Source organism: Nitrospira sp. Kam-Ns4a, from assembly GCF_965152595.1.
Genome location: NZ_OZ224218.1, coordinates 1,729,672 through 1,744,697, shown reverse-complemented (window position 1 = coordinate 1,744,697; position 15,026 = coordinate 1,729,672). Strand labels below are relative to the sequence as shown.

Genomic DNA, 15,026 nt, shown 5'->3' with positions numbered 1-15,026 from the left:
GCTCTTGGATGCGCGTCAGTCCGGGACCGGCACGGGACGTTCCCCCGCGGAGCGCCCGCGTGGGAGGACCACCAGTCCGGACTTGACGACTTGGTAGCGTTGCCGGTCCGCCGCGGGATCGTAGCCGATCTCCGTGCCAGGAGGAATCACGTTGAACCGGTCGGCGATCACGCGCCGGAGGCGGACCTTCGATCCGATCACAGCCCCGTCCATGATCACGGACTCCTCGATCGTCGCCCCGTGCTCGATCCGTACGTTTCGGCCGATGACTGAGCGCCGGATCTCGGCCTCGATTACCTGGCTGCCCTGGCCGACCATCGCATCGTCGAGGTGCGAGCGCACGAGGCTGGCGACCGGCCCGTCGTAGCTGTCGGTCAGGATGGGCCACGCGTCGTTCCGCAGGTCGAAGATCGGCGTCTCGCCCAGGATGTCCATGTGCGCCTGCCAGTAGGCCTCCAGCGTGCCGACGTCCCGCCAGTAGCCGCGTTCCTCGTAGGGGCGCAGCCCGGGCACCTCGTTCGTGAGAAAGTTGTAGGCCATCACCCGGTGCGAGCCGATCAGGTTCGGGATGATGTTCCGACCAAAGTCGTGCGAGCCGGGGCGCGCCGCGTCGTGCTCCAGGGACTGAAGCAACACGTCCGTGTCGAACAGATAGTTGCCCATCGAGGAAAAGGCGTGCTCAGGGTCCTGGGGCAGGGGCTTGGGCTGCTTCGGTTTCTCCTCGAAGCCGCGGATCCGGCCCTCGCGGTCGGCCTCGATGATGCCGAAGGCCCGCGCGGCGTGGAGTGGCACCGGCAGGGCGGCCACCGTGACTTCAGCCCGCTGCTCCAGGTGGAAGTGGACCATCTGGCCGATGTCCATCCGGTAGATGTGGTCGGCGCCGAAGACGGCGACGAGGTCGGGCGCGAAGTCCCGGATGAGGTTCAGGTTCTGGTAGACCGCGTCGGCCGTGCCCTCATACCAACCCCCGCGGGCCTTCATCTGCGGAGGCACGACGGTGATGAAGTTCCGCTTGATCCGGCCCCCGATCCGCCAGGCCCGGCGCAGGTGCTCGATCAGGGACTGTGACCGGTACTGGACCAGGACGTACATCGAGAGGATCTCGGAGTTGAGGAAGTTGCTCAGGACGAAGTCCACGATCCGGTACTTGCCTGCGAAGGGCACGGCCGGCTTGCTGCGCACCTCGGTCAGCGGCATCAGGCGCTCGCCCTTGCCGCCGGCCATGATCATGGCGAGGATGCGCGGGCGGTGTCTGCGCTCCACCATCGCTCGTTCCTTCATCGCCGCAGGATCACAGCAGCGCGAGCAGACCACGCTCGAGCTGAGCCTGGATCTCGTCCCGCCGGCGCGCGACGTCGCCGGCCCCATCGAACAGCAGCGCGTATGTCACGAGCCCCGAGGTGAAGGCCGAGAGCGTCAGCGCCAGCCAGCGCGCCCGGGCCTCCTGGTCCAGTCCCTCCGGCACGGCCGGCCGCAGCAGCTTGCCGACCCGATCCAGATACCGGTCGTAGACCTCGCGCAACTCCGTGACGGACTGGGTCTTCAACTGGAGCCAGCCCCGCACCTGGTGGAAGAAGAGCAGGTACTCGGGATGCTCGAGGTAGAAGTCCAGCTTTGCGCGGATGAGGGCGCAGAGGAGCGCCGCTCCGTCTGCCGCACCGACCGCGGCCTCGTGCATCCGGGCCAGCGACGCTTCCAGACCCTCTTCCAGCAGGGCCCGGAGCAGCTTCTCCTTTGTCTCGAAGTACTGGTAAAAGGTCCCCTTGCCGATGTCGGCTTCCTCGGTGATGTCCTCGATCTTGGTCCAGTAGATCCCCTTCTCGTAGAAGAGCGCGAGGGCTACCTCCATCAGCGCCTTGCGCGTCTTCTCCTTCCGGCGCTCGACGCGCGAGAGCAACGTCTCAGCCATGCGTAATCACCACCGGGACGAGTTGGCGATTCCACCGTCGCCTCGGCCTCGTGCGCGCCGTGGAGGCCGCCGCGTCCGGGTCCGCTCGCCGTTCCAGCACCACCGGATCCAGTATAGCGCCGCAGTTGAGGCAGCGCCACCCATCGCAGTAGAGCCGGCCGGTGTCGTCCAGGAGATCCACAAATCGCTCGGGAACCAGACAGCCTTGGCATCGCAGGCATCGCATACGACTCCTCCTTCCGTGAGGGACGCGCCGCGGCGTCTTGTCGGGCGCGCCTCCCCTGTGAGTGCCCGCGCCCTCACCCGCCGCCGGACGCCGGGCGCGGCAGGCTCACGAGTCCCTGCCGGGGGACTCGGCAACAAAGTTGCCACGGAGGTACCTTGCAAAAGCCCCGATTGAGGGATCGTCTGCACCCTTCAAGGGAATCATCATATGCAGTTGGCCAGGTTCTCCGCGTCAGCGGTTCCAGGTGAGGCTCGGGAAGTTCGCCCAAGTGCCTCTCATCCTCAATCCTCTACATCAAGTGACTGTAAACCCGATTGTGAATTATCAGTCTATTTCGACTAATTAGTCAACATTTTTACATTCTTTTTTCTCGCGAAATTATAAGTAGTTATGACCTGATTCCTATTTGGGAGGCTCAGTCCTGCCGGGAAGTGTCGGTGAGCAGGATTCTGACGACCAGTTCTCGCAGGAACCGTGCCGGTTAGACGGGCGGGGAGGACCCTGGTGAAGAACGGATGTGAAGGTCTCGCTGGGGAAAGGGAATCTCGATCCCCTCAGCCTTGAATCGCCTGAAGATCCGCTTGCGCAACTCGTGCTGGACCAGGTACTGGTCCACAAACTCCCGCACCTGACAGATCAATGTGAAGTCCAGGGACGACTCGCCGAATCCCGGAATGAACCGGACAAAGGGCGCCGGGTCGCCGAGCAGCCCGGGAATTTCGCCGACGGCCTTTGACGCTTCCTCGACCAGCACGCGCTCGATGCGGTCCGGGTCGCTGGCATAGGAGACGCTGATCGGAATCAGCACCGCCATGCGCTGCTCGGGCATGTAGTAGTTCGTCACGATGGACTGGGCGAGCTTGTTGTTGGGGATGATCACCATATTGTTCGGCAGCATCCGGATGCGCGTGCTCCGCCAGCCGATGTCCGCGACGTAGCCCTCCTGGCCTGTTTCCAGCTTGACGAAGTCGCCGACTCGAATCGGCTTCTCGATGAGCAGGTGCAGCCCCGCGAACAGGTTCGAGAGCGTCTCCTGAAGCGCGAGCGCCACGGCCAGCCCGCCGACGCCCAACGCGGTCAGGACCGGCGTGATCGAGATGCCGAGCCCTCCGAGCAGGACCAGCCCGCCGACGACCCAGACCGCGCCCTTGATAAAGGTCATCGTCAGCCCGGTGGCGGGTACGGCCAGGGTGGTGTCGCGGAGCCCGTAGCGGATCCCGGCCCCGACGAGGTTCGCCAGCGTCGCCGTCACGGACAGGACGATCAGGCTGTAGATGAGGTTCAGGGCGGTGCCGCTGTAGCGCGCGGGGAGATCCGCCGTGGTCACGGCGACGTACAGCCCGAGCAGCACCACCCAGGCGATCGAGGGGAGGCGCAAGCTTTCGACGATCAGGTCGTCGGCGTCGGTCTCCGTGGAGGCGGCCCAGCGGTGGAGCCCCCGAAAGGCCAGGGCGCGCACCGCCAACGCCGCCGCCGTCGCGGCGAGGAACACCGCACCTGCGAACACGAGCTTCTGCAAGGTGGGCGACAAGGTGGGTCCTAGACTCATGGGTGCGTTCCCGCTCCGATGCAGGCTGGTACGGTCACGTCCGCACCGCTTCGCCCGCGGCCCTGGGATCCCAGCGATGATCCTGCTCGACCGCCTGGGTCAACTGCTCATAGATGTCGGGCACCGCAGCGGCGACGCGGCTCCAGTGGGAGATCATCGGCACGCCCAGCGGATCCGCCGTGAAGACCTCGGTCGCGAGCCTGAGCCCCTTGAGGAAGGCCTCAACCGCGGTCCGCTCCTCGTGCCGGTCGAACTTCAAGCTGTTGATCGCAGCGTCATCCTCATACCGGCGGATGGCCTCCTGGGCACTCTGGAGATAGGTCGCGCGCAGGGTCTTGAGCATCTCTTCGGACAGCACCACGCCTTCGCTGGCCAGGCTCCGGAACAGGGACTTCGTGATGTCCACCGTCATCTTGAGCAGGCCCTTTTCCGGATCGTCCGCCGAGAGCGCCTGGTGCTTGTGCTCGTAGGCCTCCGCGATGTCCGCCTGGCAGATCCGTCGGAGTGCGCAGTTCCGGTAGACTTCTGCCAGCACGCCGATCTCCAAGCCCCAGTCCCCCGGAATCCGGTTGATCCAGGCCAGGTCGTTGACCATCGCGAACTCGCCGGCCAGGGGATAGCGAAAGCTGTCCAGAAACCGCAGGAGCGGCTGGTCGCCCACCAGCCGCTGGAGACTCCGGATGAGCGGGGTGATGAACAGGCGCGTCACGCGTCCGTGCAGCCGGTCGGTGACCCGGCTGTAGTAGCCCTTGCAGAACTCGTATCCCATGTTCGGGTTCGCGATCGGGTAGCAGAGCCGGGCCAAGTACGACCGGTCGTAGCTTACGATGTCGCAATCATGGAGCGCGATGACCTTGCTCTGGCGCCGCGCCAACACATAGCCGAAGGCGATCCAGCAGGACTGGCCCTTGCCGGGCAGGCCGATGTCAATCTCCTGGCTGACCAGCGTCTTGAGGATTTCCTGAATGCGCGGCCCGTCCACCCAGATGAGCCGGACGTCCTGCGGGAGCGCCCTGAAGAATTCCCTCGCCCGCCTGAACTCCAGCGCCGAGGCCTGTCCCAGCGCGACCACGATCTCGCGCAGGTAGCGGACCTGTGCGAGTTGCTCGACGATCCCCTTCAGCGCCGGGCGCTCCAGCTCCGCGTACAGGCAGGGGAGCACGAGCGCGATCGGATTGAGCGCCGCGTGCCGCTCCAACTCCCTCTCGAGCTGCTCGACGTTGGGCCGGCCCAGCCGATGGAGCACCGTCACGACGCCGTTCTGGTGAAAGTCCGACATCCCACGCCCTCTCCGGTCCAGGGATAACAGGTCCGGCGGGGCTCATCCCCCGGATCCCTCCGGCGCAGTGCGCCGGCTCATGATAGAGGGCCCCCCACCGTAGCGCAAGCCTTTTCCTGGGGGCTGAGCACGATCGGGGCGAACGTCGCGGCCTAGGGGCGGATCGGCTAGCGCGGCAGGGGGAGCGGCTGCCCGCGTGGCACTGCGCGGAGAGCCGAGGGCGGGCAGTCCTGTTTCCGGACAGCCCGCTGAACCGCGGAGAGGAGGTCCTCGACACGAAAGGGCTTGCGGACCCACTCCGCGGAGAAGCCGCGGGACGGGAGCTCCAAGAGCCGGCCGCTCCAGTCGGAAGGCACGCGCACACTGACCAGCACGAAGGGAGGCGGAGCCGCGCAGTCACGCAGCCAATCGCGTAGTCTCGCGCGGTTGACCTCGCCCTCTTCCGCCAACACCGTATCCGTATCCAGGACCACGGCCTGGACATCGCCAGCGCCGAGCCGGGCGAGCGCCTCTAGCAGGGTGCCCACGATGCTCACGCACCCGTACGCACGGCGAAGCACTTCGCCCAACATCTCGCCCAACACCGAGTCCCGCTCGACCACGAGCACCGGGCTGCTCATGCCGACCCGTGCGTCACGCGCCGATTTCATTGTGGAGCCTTTTTGCCTCTCAACCCACCGCCTCCTGAGGGACGGACGGCAGGGATCAGTCTAAGCGCTCAGCAAATGTGATGCCATGGCGGGCGAGCGTCGCTCTCCCGGGGACGCAAGCGATTGCTGGCGAGCGACCGGGGTCGCCGTGGCCTCGAGGGCCGCACTTCGGCGCGTCTGAGGGCCCCTCGTCGCCCCGTTCGGCCCCCCGGGATTGCAAGCGGGACAAACTGTCCGACCACCGGACAGTCCGTGCCGCTCCGCCGGACTCGAGTGGATGATTTGCGGCTCGGCGACGGGGACGCTATCATTGAGGCACTATGGCCCTCTCGTGGAGCCGGCTGAGCCTCCAGACCAAGGTCACGGGCGTCGTCATCCTCATCGTGGCGCTCTCCGCCCTGTCCGCCGAATACATTGACCGCAAATTCGTCGGCCGGCTCGCCAAGGAGAACTTCAAGGAGGAGGTAGCGGCCGTGGCGCGCCAGGTCGGCGCCCACATCACCACGGTGGCCGAGTTCCACAACAAGGCCGCACGCGAGCTGGACCTCTACAAGCTGCTGGCCAGCCGCCCCGACCTCACCGACATCGCCCTCTACGCACTTCCGGCTGAGCCGGGCGGCCCGCCGACCCTGCTCGTGAGCGCAGGCAATACGGCTCTCCCACGGCTCGAGCGCGTCCCGCCGCTCGTCGTTCAGGCGCTGCGGTTCGAACACGACGTGACCGACCTGGAGGGCTGGGAGGACGAGCACCGTTTGAAGATCGCGGCGCCCATTTCCGTGGCGGGCAAGCTCGTCGGCGCGACCTACGCAGAGTTCTCCACCACGCAGTTCGACGAGGTCCTGGAATACCAGCGGTCGCTGTCGCTCGACCGGCGCTTGCTGACCGGGATCGTCATCATCCTCGCCATCAACCTGTTTCTCTATTGGAAGGTCCACCGGCCGGTGAAGACCCTGCTCGCCGGCGTCGAGGCCGTGAGCCAGGGCGTCATGTCCGCGACCGTCCCGGTCCAGGGCGAGGACGAGCTGGGCCGGCTCGGGGCGCGCTTCAACACGATGGTCGAGCGCATCCGGGCCGCCACCGAGATGAACCGGCGCTTGTACGAAGAGCTGCGCCTGGCGCACGACGACCTTCAGCGCCGCGTGGAGGAAGCGACCGCGGAGATCCGGGAGAAGAACCGCGAGCTGGTCCGGACGAACGAGTTGCTGTCCACCGCCCAGCGCGAGGTGGCGCGCGCCCAGCGCCTGTCCGCGATCGGCCAGCTCGCCGCGACCGTGGCCCACCGCATCGGCACGCCGCTCACCGCGCTGTCCGGCCACATCCAGCTCCTCGCTGAAGACCCCAGCCTGAGCCCCGACGGGCGGCGTCGGCTCCAGACGGTGGAGGCCCAGATCGAGCGCACCTCCCGGATCATCCAGGATCTGCTGGTGTACGCCCGCAAGCCGGAGCTAGCGCTCGCTCCCATGGACCTGAACCATTGCCTGGAAGAGTGCGTGGCCATGCTGCGACCGGAGATCGCCCGGCGCCACGTCGTCCTCGTGCAAACCCTGAGCCCCGACCTGCCCAAGGTCGTGGGCGACCACATGCAGCTCCAGGAGGTCTTCTCCAACCTGCTCGAGAACGCGCTGGACGCCATGCCGGACGGCGGCACGCTCACGCTTCGCAGCTATCTGGTACAGGCCTCGCGCGCCAGCGAGGTGGACGCCCGGGCGGCAGTCGAGGTCGAGGACACGGGCGTCGGCATCGCCCCGGACCAGCAGGAGCAGATCTTCCAGCCCTTCTTCACGAGCAAGACGCCTGGGCGGGGGACCGGGCTGGGCCTAGCCATCGCCCTCGAAACGGTCAAGGCCCACGGCGGACACATCACCGTCCACAGCGAGGTCGGCAAGGGAGCCCGGTTCACCGTCCTCCTCCCGACGAGCAGCGAGGGATACTGATGCATGGCGGGCCGCGAATCCTGGTCGTCGACGACGATGCCGAGACCCTGAGCCTCCTCACCGAGATCATCGACAAGGAAGGCTACCAGGTCTCGAGCGCCGAGGGCGGCGGGGCCGCCCTCGTGCTGGCCGCGCGCGAGCAACCCGACGTCGTCATCACGGACCTGAACATGCCGGGGATGGACGGGCTCACCCTGCTTGCCGAGCTGCGGCAGCGCCTGCCGGACACACTCGTGATTCTGCTGACGGCCTACGGCTCGCTCAAGACCGCGGTGGACGGGATCAAGGCTGGCGCCTTCGACTACATCAGCAAGCCTTTCATCGTGGACGAGATCCGGCTAGTCGTGCGGCGGGCGCTGGAGCACAAGCATGTGCTCCGGGAGAACGCCGCGTTGCGCGAGCAGCTTCGGGACCGCTACCGGTTCGACAAGATCGTCGGGAGCAGCCCCGGCATGGTCGCAGTGTACAAGATGATCGCCCGCGTCGCCCAGACTGACAGCACGGTCCTGATCCAAGGCGAGAGTGGGACGGGCAAGGAACTGGTCGCGCGCGCGATCCATTCCAACAGCGCCCGCAGCAGCGGCCCCTTCGTCGCAGTGGACAGCGGCACCCTCGCGGAGAGCCTACTGGAGTCCGAGCTGTTCGGCCACGAGCGCGGGGCCTTCACCGGCGCGGTTACGGCCAAGAAGGGTCTGCTGGAGAAAGCGCACCTGGGCACCTGCTTCCTGGACGAGATCGCCGACATCTCGCCGACGCTCCAGAGCAAGCTGCTCCGCGTCATCCAGGAACGCGAGATCCGGCGGGTCGGGAGCAACGAGCCGACCAGCGTGGACGTCCGGATCCTGGCGGCGTCGAACCGGGACCTCAAGCCGCTCGTCGAGGCGGGCAAGTTCCGTGAGGACCTCTACTATCGGCTCAACGTCGTCACGATCACGATCCCGCCGCTGCGGGAACGCCCGGAGGACATCCCCCTGCTCGCGCAATTCTTCTTGCAGAAGTACGGAGCCGGCCGGGAGAAGCCCGTCACCGGCCTCGCCCCCGAGGCGATGAAGCTGCTCCTGCGCTATCACTGGCCGGGCAACGTGCGCGAGCTCGAGCACGTGATCGAGCGCGCCGTCGTGCTGACGCCGCATCCCCTCATCATGCCGGACGACCTCCCCGACAGCGTGCGGACGGCCGAGGCCAAGCCGAGCGCCGCGCGCGGCTGGATGCCGCTCGACCACGTGGAACGGGACTACATCCTGCGGGCCTACGAGGCGCATCAGCGCGACCTCGGCCGCACGGCCGAGGTGCTGGGCATTCACCGGAAGACGTTGCTGCGGAAACTGCGGGGCTACGGCGTCCTGACGGCTCCCACGGAAGATTCCCCTCCTTTGTGAGGAAGCCTTGTCTTCCGGAAGGACATCCTGTCTGAGCCTCGCATCTCCTGGACATTCCAACAGATTGGACCGCCGAGCCTGCCGGTGCATTAGACAGCCTGCGCCGGCCTCCTCCGCGTGACGACCCCTTGACAGCCCGAACCTGCCGTTTAATCAATTGAATTGGAATGTGCTTCGGCTGAGCACGGCGCTGGCTTGCGGTTTGCACAACCAGCCGGCGGGTCCCACTGCCTCCATGGGCAACCTGGGCCGTGGAGGAGGGGCCGCTCCGGAGGCGCCGGGCCGTGCGATCACCTGGTAAGGAGGACCGACCGATGAGAATCGCGCAGGTGTCCCCTCTCTGGGAGAGCGTCCCCCCCAAGCTCTATGGAGGAACGGAACGGATCGTCTCCTACCTGACCGAGGAGCTTGTCCGCATGGGGCATGAGGTCACCCTGTTCGCCAGCGGCGACTCCGTGACCGCCGCCCGGCTGGAGTCGACCTGCCCTCAGGCGCTGCGCTTGAACGACGGGATCTTCAATCGCGATGCGCCACTGATCATCATGATGGAGCGGGTCTTCAGCGCGGCCGACGAGTTCGACATCATCCACTCGCATCTGGACTTTCTGGCCTTCCCGTTGACCCGCCGGTGCCGGACCCCGGTTGTCACGACGACGCACGGGCGCCTGGATCTGCCGGAGATCGTGGAGGTGTACCGGGAATTCCCCGAGCTGCCATTGGTCTCGATCTCGGACGCCCAGCGCCAGCCGGTCCCGTGGGCCAACTGGATGGCGACCGTGCACCACGGGCTACCCCGCGATCTCTATGGCTTCCATCCCGAGCCGGGCAAGTACCTGGCGTTCCTGGGACGCCTGGCCCCCGAGAAGCGTCCCGACCACGCGATCGAGCTGGCCAAGCGCGTCGGTCTCCCCTTGCGCATCGCTGCCAAAGTGGACCCGGCCGACCGCGAGTACTTCCGCACCGCCATCGAGCCGCTGCTCGACCACCCGTTGGTGGAATACCTCGGAGAGATCACGGACAGCGAAAAGAACGAGTTTCTCGGCGAGGCCTACGCCCTCGTCTGTCCCTACGACTGGCCAGAGCCCTTCGGGCTGGTCTTCATCGAAGCCCTGGCCTGCGGGACGCCGGTGCTGGCTTATCGCCGAGGATCCGTTCCCGAGATCATCAAGCACGGGCTGACCGGGTTCATCTCCGACAGCCTGAACGGCATGGTGGCGAGCGTCGAGCACATCGAGCGGATTGATCGGCGGCACTGCCGGCAGGCCTTCGAAGAGCGGTTCACCGTAGAGCGGATGGCCCAGGACTACCTGAGGGTCTACGAAGAGCTGGTGACGAGGGCTGCGCCTGAGCCGGCCCGCAGCCGTCGTCGCCCGCGGGCGAGGGTCTCTGAGCCGGGGGCCCTCACCGCGTAACCCGGCGGCGAGCGCCGGTGAGGCCAGCGCCCCGCGACGAGCAGGGGGAGGAGCGATGGGCGGCGGACTGAGCTTACTGAAGACGCGGGACTTCGGCTTGCTCTGGATCGGCCAGGCCGTCTCCCAGATCGGGGACGGGCTGAACAAGGTGGCGCTGCTCTGGTTCGTGTACGAGCTGACCGGATCGGCGTTGAAGATGGTGATGATCGGGCTGTTGCAGACCATCCCGCCGCTGGTGTTCGGCCCCCTGATCGGCGTCTACCTCGACCGGCTCCCGAAGAAGGCGGTCCTGATCTGGGTGGACCTGATCCGCGCCGTCATGATCGTCCTCGTCCCATTGTCCTACACCCTCGGCTTGCTGACGCTGGAACGGCTCTACCTCCTGGTGTTCCTGATCTCGGTCGTCTCGACCGTGTTCGGGCCGGCCCTCTCCTCCGCCGTGCCGCTCATCGTGACGCGCCAGCACCTCACGGCTGCCAACGCCCTGATCCAGAGCACGGCCAACATCGGCGTGCTACTGGGGCCAGTCATCAGCGGGCTTGGGATCGCCCTGATCGGCGCCCAGAACGTGCTCTACCTGGACTCGGGGACGTTCCTCTTCGCGACGCTATCCCTCATTCCCATCCAGATCCAGGAGGTGCACCGGGCGGCGCAGGCGGCCACGTCCACGGTGCTGCAGGACTTGCTCCAGGGGGTGCGATTCGTCTTCGTCCAGCACCGCACGATGTTTCTGCTGATGATCACCGCCGCGCTGTACAATCTGGCAGCCAGCGCCTTCGTCTTCTTGCTTCCGGTCATCGCCCGGGAGGTGCTACGGATCGGGCCGGTGAAGCTCGGCTGGCTCTGGTCCTCGCTCGGGATGGGTATGCTCATCGCCTCCGTCTGGCTGGCCCAGTTGAACCAAGGAGATTTCCGGGACCGGCTGAAGATGGTCGCCCGGGCGATGACGGTCGGCGGGCTGGCGATCGGCACCCTGGGTTTCCAGGCCACCCCCCTGCTGTCCGCGGGGCTCATCCTCGTGATCGGCGGCAGCACGGCCCTGTTTACCCCCGTGGTCTGGGCGATGCTGCAGGAGATGACCCCGGCACACCTGCTGGGCCGGGTGTTCACCACCTTCAGCACTAGCAGCATGGCAGCGGCGATGACCGACATGGCTGGCTTCGGCTGGGCGGCGGATTCCATCGGACCGGCCAGCACGCTGCTGGCGATCGGCCTGACCCTGCTCCTGACCGCCCTGGTGACGACCTGGTTCAGCCGACAGGTGCTCCCCGCCCCCCGTCCAGCCTAGGCGCAGCGTCGGCACGGCGTGGGCGCGGCCATGGCAGTCGTCAGGCCATTCCACGATTCCCCCTCACTCCCTTCCAACGAAGGACTTCTTGCCGCCGGCTTCTTCGCGATAGGCTATGGCCAGCCGGTGGTCCTCGTCTGGTCCCTATCCGCCGGACCCGTTGGGCATCAGTGGCTCCCAAGATGCAACAGGTACGTGCCAGAGCAACGGGTGACCGGCCGCGACGGCATGAACTGGCCGCCCAGATTAGCAGGCGGCCAGCCGCACAATTGAGAGACGAGCGGTCCAGACTCGCAAGGAATGGAGTATGGAAGAGAAAGATCGCTGACGGTGCGTATCCGGCGCGCCCAATTCGCAGCGCGCCGGTCCAGGCTCGCAAGGATGGAGGTGGGCCCATGAAACCGATCACCCTGCCCGCTGCAGGCCTGGGAGTGAGCTTCCTGCTCGGGCTCGCTCTGGCAGCCGGGCCGCCCGCCGCGGCCCAACAGCCCGGCGGCAAGCCCCGCCCGCCGACGACAGAGCAAGCCGTCCCGCCCGAGTCGAAGCCGGCGGCGGCGCCCGAATCCAAGGAGGTCCCGAGCCGCAAGTCGGTCGTGTCGCTCCCGGTGACGATTAAGCTGGCCCTGATGGCCGACCCTCGGTTGCTGCTGCCCTACGACATCGAAGTGACGGTGGACGGATCGAAGGCCGTCCTCTCCGGCGAGGTGGCCAGCCAGGAGGAGACACGCGCAGCAATGGCGGTGGCCCAGCAGGTGGAGGGCGTCAAGGCGGTCGTGAGCAAGCTCAAGGTCGTGCCGGAGCTCGCACGGGCACTGGCGCGGAACCGGGACGAGACGATCACCAAATACGTCAAGGCCCGGTTCAAGGCTAGCACGACGCTCGAGGCGGCCGCTTTCGAGGTGAAGACTGAGGACGGTGTGGTGTCATTGAGCGGGCAGACGCGCTTTCAGGTGATCGTCCTGGAAGCCGCAGAGGCCGCGCGGCAGGTCCCCGGGGTCAAGGCCGTCAGGACCGAGGGTGTCCGCCTGGAGGCCGGCGACTGACACGCGCGGCCGAACGCTTGTCACCGGAGGAGAGCGTGGAGGAACGAGGGCTCCTGTTCACACGCGAGTTTAGCCTGGTCTGGTGGGGACAATTAGTCTCCCAGATCGGCGACGGAGTCTCGAAGCTCGCGATGCTCTGGTTCGTCTATGCGATCACCGGCTCCCCGCTCAAGACGACGGTCATCGGGCTGCTCCAGACTGTGCCACCCATCCTCCTGGGTCCCCTCATCGGCGTGCTCGTGGACCGGCTTCCCCGAAAGGCACTGCTGATCGGGCTCGTCCCCTGCCTGATCTCCGTCGAGGCCTTTACGGTCGAGCGCCTTTACGTGCTTGTCTTCCTGCACGCCCTCGCGGCCGCCTTGTTCGGACCTGCGCTCTGGGCTTCGGTACCGTTCCTGGTCCCGCGCGACCAGTTCACCGCCGCGAACGCCCTGTTCCAGGGCACGACGAGCCTGGGGGTGATCGTGGGGCCCCTACTGAGCGGGCTGGGCATCGCGGCGCTCGGCTCTCAGGAGGTCCTCTGCATCAACGCCCTGACCTATGCCGCCTCAGCGGCCTGCTTTATCCCGCTCCGCCTGCCGCGCGGCATCCCGCTGCGCCCCGCCGAGTCGCCGGTTGCGGCGACGCTCCGCGACCTGGCGGAGGGCTTCCACTTCGCGCTGGTCACGCAGCGGCTGGTGCTCTGGCTGACCCTCACGGCCTCGTGCTATACGTTCGGCACGAGCGCCTTCAGCACGTTGTTCCCTGTCTTCGGGCGACGGATGCTTGACCTGGGCCCCGTCGAAGTGGGCTACCTCTGGTCTTCGTTCGGAATCGGACTGCTCCTCATGTCCGTCGGGCTGCTCCGGCTGACCCGATGTGAGATCCGGAAACGCGTGCTCACGATTTCCATGTCCAGCGTGATCAGTGGGGCGGCGCTCGTCGGGTTGGTCTGGGCCTCGGACCGGGTCGTAGCCGTCGGGCTGATGGTCCTGGTCGGCGTGGGGGCCGGCACCTTGACACCGATCGCCTGGGGCGTGCTACAGGAACTGTCGCCGACCCACCTGGTCGGCCGTGTACTCGCTATCTACACCACGGGAGCCATGACGTCGGCCATCAGCGGCATGACGGTGTTCGGCTGGATCACCCAGGAATTCGGCGAGCGCTGGGGAATCATCGGCATTGGCATGGTCCTTGGGGCCACAGGGCTCGTGGCCGCCGCGATCTCGCGCCTGCCTTCCATCTCCCCCACCGAGCCAACCGCGCTGAGCCCCTCCTGTGCGAACCGTAAGGCTCACGACCAAGTCCCCTCTAATGCCTGCAGGGGAGCGGAGACGACTTGTCCGGGCCCGGACAAGTTGTCCCGCGGGAGTTCCCGGCCGACAGACGCCGCGGTCGGGCCCTCCGCCTGGATCCGCTTGCAAATCCAGCCCTTTTTCTCCTCTCCCTGATGAATCTACCTAGGCGCGCCTTTTGCTTGGCCTGGCGGCTGCTGTTCGCTTCCGCGGCGAAGGCGGAAGCAGTTCTGCTCATCTATCACTTCAAGGAGGGATCCCATGAAGAAGCTTGCAGGACTTCTGGCGCTGGCGCTGATGCTTACCTTTGGCACGGCCACCTTCACGCTGGCCGGCGATCCGGCCCCCGCTCCCACGGAGAAGAAGGACAAGAAACCGAGCGGCCCGAAGGCGGACGAGGAAAAGAAGGACGAGAAGAAGGGTGGGAATTAATCCGTTCGAGGGGAGCGCGGCCTTCGGCCGCGCTCCTTACCTCCGCTTGTCTGGGCCTCTTCAAGCCACCCCAGCTCACGAGACCTCCGGCCTTCCTTCACTGCTCCCTGTGGACCCCCTAACGCCAGATCGGCCGGATCAGGTAACATAGGACTCGCCCGGGACCGGGCCACCGCCATCCGTAGGCTGCCGCGCCTTGCGGCGGCTGGCGTCCTCGGCCTCAAGCGCAGGTGGCGCGGCTCCTGCCTGGACAAGGTGCACCATGGGGAGTGCTTTGCGATGGATTCTGTTGGCTGTGGCTGGCATAATGCTGCCCTGCTTGTGGCTCGGTCCAGCCGGATGGGGACAGCCGGCTGGCGACCCCAGGAACGGGAAGGCTCCCTACGAGCAATACTGTGCGGTGTGCCATGGGGCGCGCGGGCTCGGGAACGGGCCCATGGCCAAGGCCACCTCGCCGCCCGCCTCGAAGCTGACCGGTCCCGAAATCAAGCGGATGAGCGACGAGGAGCTGTTCCGCGTCATCGCCGACGGCAAGGGCTCGACCATGCCGGCATGGCGGGGGATCTTAAACGACCAGCAGCTCCGGGACGTGATGGCCTACGTCCGGTCTCTGGGAAGCTGAGGCCCGCGGCGTACTCGCGGTCGCGACGG

The 15,026-nt window shown here is 66.7% G+C and carries 13 protein-coding genes; 8 read left to right on the top strand and 5 right to left on the bottom strand.

Annotated elements, in window-relative coordinates; translation table 11 throughout:
- Positions 1-15 precede the first annotated feature (15 nt).
- The 5 genes from glgC to ACWHYQ_RS08670 form a co-directional block, all read right to left on the bottom strand.
- Positions 16-1,281, bottom strand: coding sequence for a glucose-1-phosphate adenylyltransferase (gene glgC / locus ACWHYQ_RS08690; RefSeq protein ID WP_447975294.1), 1,266 nt, complete (start codon positions 1,279-1,281; stop codon positions 16-18).
- 10 nt (positions 1,282-1,291) lie between these two features.
- Positions 1,292-1,909, bottom strand: coding sequence for a TetR/AcrR family transcriptional regulator (locus ACWHYQ_RS08685; RefSeq protein ID WP_447975293.1), 618 nt, complete (start codon positions 1,907-1,909; stop codon positions 1,292-1,294).
- Positions 1,910-2,616: 707 nt separating this feature from the next.
- Positions 2,617-3,684 carry a mechanosensitive ion channel family protein gene (locus ACWHYQ_RS08680; RefSeq protein WP_447975292.1) on the bottom strand — a complete coding sequence of 356 codons (1,068 nt, stop codon included), beginning with the start codon at positions 3,682-3,684 and terminating at the stop codon, positions 2,617-2,619.
- Positions 3,685-3,718: 34 nt separating this feature from the next.
- A complete protein-coding gene (locus ACWHYQ_RS08675; protein WP_447975291.1) occupies positions 3,719-4,963 on the bottom strand; it encodes a glycosyl transferase in 1,245 nt (414 codons plus the stop codon).
- Between the two features lie 167 nt (positions 4,964-5,130).
- Complete coding sequence (locus ACWHYQ_RS08670) at positions 5,131-5,613, bottom strand: hypothetical protein (protein ID WP_447975290.1); 483 nt, start codon at positions 5,611-5,613, stop codon at positions 5,131-5,133.
- Between the two features lie 320 nt (positions 5,614-5,933).
- Here ACWHYQ_RS08670 and ACWHYQ_RS08665 point away from each other — a divergent pair, with 320 nt between their 5' ends.
- From ACWHYQ_RS08665 to ACWHYQ_RS08630, 8 genes are all read left to right on the top strand, one after another.
- Positions 5,934-7,547 carry a sensor histidine kinase gene (locus ACWHYQ_RS08665; protein ID WP_447975289.1) on the top strand — a complete coding sequence of 538 codons (1,614 nt, stop codon included), beginning with the start codon at positions 5,934-5,936 and terminating at the stop codon, positions 7,545-7,547.
- Positions 7,547-8,926, top strand: a complete 1,380-nt coding sequence (locus tag ACWHYQ_RS08660; protein WP_447975288.1) for a sigma-54-dependent transcriptional regulator — start codon at positions 7,547-7,549, stop codon at positions 8,924-8,926. Before ACWHYQ_RS08665 ends, ACWHYQ_RS08660 begins: the two co-directional genes overlap by 1 nt.
- Positions 8,927-9,240: 314 nt before the next feature.
- The gene (locus tag ACWHYQ_RS08655; RefSeq protein ID WP_447975287.1) at positions 9,241-10,338 is read left to right on the top strand and encodes a glycosyltransferase family 4 protein; all 1,098 of its coding nucleotides are present in this window, start codon (positions 9,241-9,243) and stop codon (positions 10,336-10,338) included.
- 55 nt (positions 10,339-10,393) lie between these two features.
- Positions 10,394-11,626, top strand: a complete 1,233-nt coding sequence (locus tag ACWHYQ_RS08650) for an MFS transporter (RefSeq protein ID WP_447975286.1) — start codon at positions 10,394-10,396, stop codon at positions 11,624-11,626.
- Between the two features lie 395 nt (positions 11,627-12,021).
- On the top strand, positions 12,022-12,669 hold the full coding sequence (locus ACWHYQ_RS08645; protein ID WP_447975285.1) for a BON domain-containing protein: 648 nt from the start codon (positions 12,022-12,024) through the stop codon (positions 12,667-12,669).
- A 35-nt stretch (positions 12,670-12,704) separates the two neighbouring features.
- Complete coding sequence (locus ACWHYQ_RS08640) at positions 12,705-14,099, top strand: MFS transporter (protein ID WP_447975284.1); 1,395 nt, start codon at positions 12,705-12,707, stop codon at positions 14,097-14,099.
- A 105-nt stretch (positions 14,100-14,204) separates the two neighbouring features.
- Complete coding sequence (locus ACWHYQ_RS08635) at positions 14,205-14,375, top strand: hypothetical protein (protein ID WP_447975283.1); 171 nt, start codon at positions 14,205-14,207, stop codon at positions 14,373-14,375.
- Between the two features lie 262 nt (positions 14,376-14,637).
- Positions 14,638-14,997: a c-type cytochrome gene (locus ACWHYQ_RS08630; RefSeq protein WP_447975282.1), complete on the top strand. Its 360-nt coding sequence runs from the start codon at positions 14,638-14,640 to the stop codon at positions 14,995-14,997.
- Positions 14,998-15,026 lie beyond the last annotated feature (29 nt).